Raw genomic sequence first — 1,903 nt, 5'->3', positions numbered from 1 at the left:
GTGCTAACCGTCGGCTCAGCGGAGCTGGACGAGGTGGACTGCGTGGTCGGGGAGCTACCGCAGCCCGACGCCGCGACCATCAGACAGGTGGTGACGACGAGGTGTGCGCGTCGTCGCCGCGTGCTGTCAGTCATCCCGACCCCCTGGTTCCCGGTTCATCCAGCAAGCTACGGCATCGTGCCGTAGCTGCTGACGTTTCGGGGTCCGAGGGACGGTGGCCTCTCGGGTCACCGTTCACCGGCGCACTGCGCCGGACAGACTGCTGTCCGCGTCGTGGGTACGCGAAGTGGCCAGGGCGTTGTGCGCTCGCGTCAGGTTCGGCAGTCCTGGGCTACTCGGGCGTGGGCGGCATCGGCTGCAGCGCAGTCACTTTCCAGCAGACGCAGCAGGGCAGCCCGCGCGTCAAGGTTGAACGGGTCGTCGTGCAGCTCGTCGCACGCGATCTTGAGGTTGCGGGCGAAATCTCGCACCGTGTCCAGATCCGGGTCGCCGGCCGATGCAGGCGTCGCAGTAACTGGGCCCATCGACGGCTCCTTTCCTTCGTCCTGGCGCGGCTGCTCGCGTCGCGAGACGTTTGCTCCAAGGTGGTCAATACGATCCTCACACGCCCGGCGAGGGTGCCGACGCACCAATTTTCCGCTGTGGACCTCGCGGTATCCGGCTTCAATCCCCGGCGATCCCCAGCGCACGAACATCACGCCGCGCTGCCCCTACGCGGTCTCCTCGAGTTGGGTGGGCAGGTTCACCCCTGCCTCACGGGCCACCCGGTAGCCAACCTCTGCGAGTGACCGAATGTCGCTGGGCTGCATGGCGGACTGCAAGGCGAAGTCCAGCATCGAAGCCAACGCGTGCCACGGGTCGTCTTGCAGGGCGGCTTCGAGGGCGATACCGGCCAGAGGTCCGTCGGCACGCACATAGGCGTAGACAGCCAGCAGCGCCAACGCCTCCACCCGCCAGGGTGTGGGAACGGAGCGCGCCAACATGCTCCAGAAGTCCTCGGCCGCGTGACTGTCGCCGGTCAAGGCGAATGCCAGGAGCATGTCGCGAACCTGACTGTCGAGCAGTGCTGTTGCGGCATAGGCGATGTCAGCATCGGCGGGCACCGCACCGTTTGCGAAGGCGCGCGCGGTGGCGATGATCGACTCGACGGCCTCGCGCGGATCTGCCGGCACACTGTCGGCTGCGAGAACGGCGCTCACCCTCTCGACCGTCGTCGGATCTTGCGCCACGAGGGACTGCATCTCACCTCGATTGCGGTACAGCCTTCTCCCGTCGAGGACAGCGGCCGCGGCCAGGATGCCCGCGGCGGGGTCCTCCAGGGTTCCGCCCGCACCGCAGCCGTCGAGGCAGTGCCAGCGGCCGCCGCCGGTGATGTCGTCGACGGCGACGGCGCCCGCCATTCGGATGCCCCGGATGGTGAGTTCGTGGGCGAGGACCTCGACCAGGTCCGCGTGGTCCCCGCCGTGGGGGTCGACGACGACCAGGATGGCGCTGTCGGCCTCATGGTCGGCGGCGACAGCGGCGAGTCGCTCGCTCACTTCAGCGGTGTGCTCGCCCAGGTCGACGCGCATGACGGTGCCCACGGCCCCGTCGGCGATGGGCACGAGGATCCAGGAGTGCTCGGGCACGAACCCCAGGAGAGCCGGGATCGAAGTGATGAGCGATGCGAGTGCTGCCGTGTTGAACATAGAACCCTCCTGGGTGGGGGGACCGGGCCCGCGGGCCTAGCCGGTGTGCGCGCCCCGTGTGCTGGGGCTTTCCTCCAGTGTAGGGCGGAGGTCCGACAATCGGCCGTCGGCGAGGCTCCATTCGACCGCCACATCAGCGACGGATTCAACCACCGCACAGGAACCCGTGACGTGGGAGAAGCGCTCCTTGATCCCCTGTCATGGGAATATTGAGG

2 protein-coding genes are annotated in these 1,903 nt (G+C 67.9%); both read right to left on the bottom strand.

The annotated features are described in order from the left end of the window. Nucleotides 1-311 precede the first annotated feature (311 nt). The gene (locus tag ACRDUX_RS06170; protein ID WP_526412024.1) at nt 312-524 is read right to left on the bottom strand and encodes a hypothetical protein; all 213 of its coding nucleotides are present in this window, start codon (nt 522-524) and stop codon (nt 312-314) included. 186 nt (nt 525-710) lie between these two features. After that, nucleotides 711-1,688, bottom strand: a complete 978-nt coding sequence (locus ACRDUX_RS06165) for a DUF4192 family protein (protein WP_526412022.1) — start codon at nt 1,686-1,688, stop codon at nt 711-713. Between the last annotated feature and the right edge of the window lie 215 nt (nt 1,689-1,903).

Source organism: Mycobacterium sp. (assembly GCF_050701675.1).
Taxonomy (GTDB): Bacteria; Actinomycetota; Actinomycetes; order Mycobacteriales; family Mycobacteriaceae; genus Mycobacterium.
The sequence above is the reverse complement of the archived record's forward strand: the minus strand, read 5'-3'. Positions and strand labels throughout refer to the sequence as shown.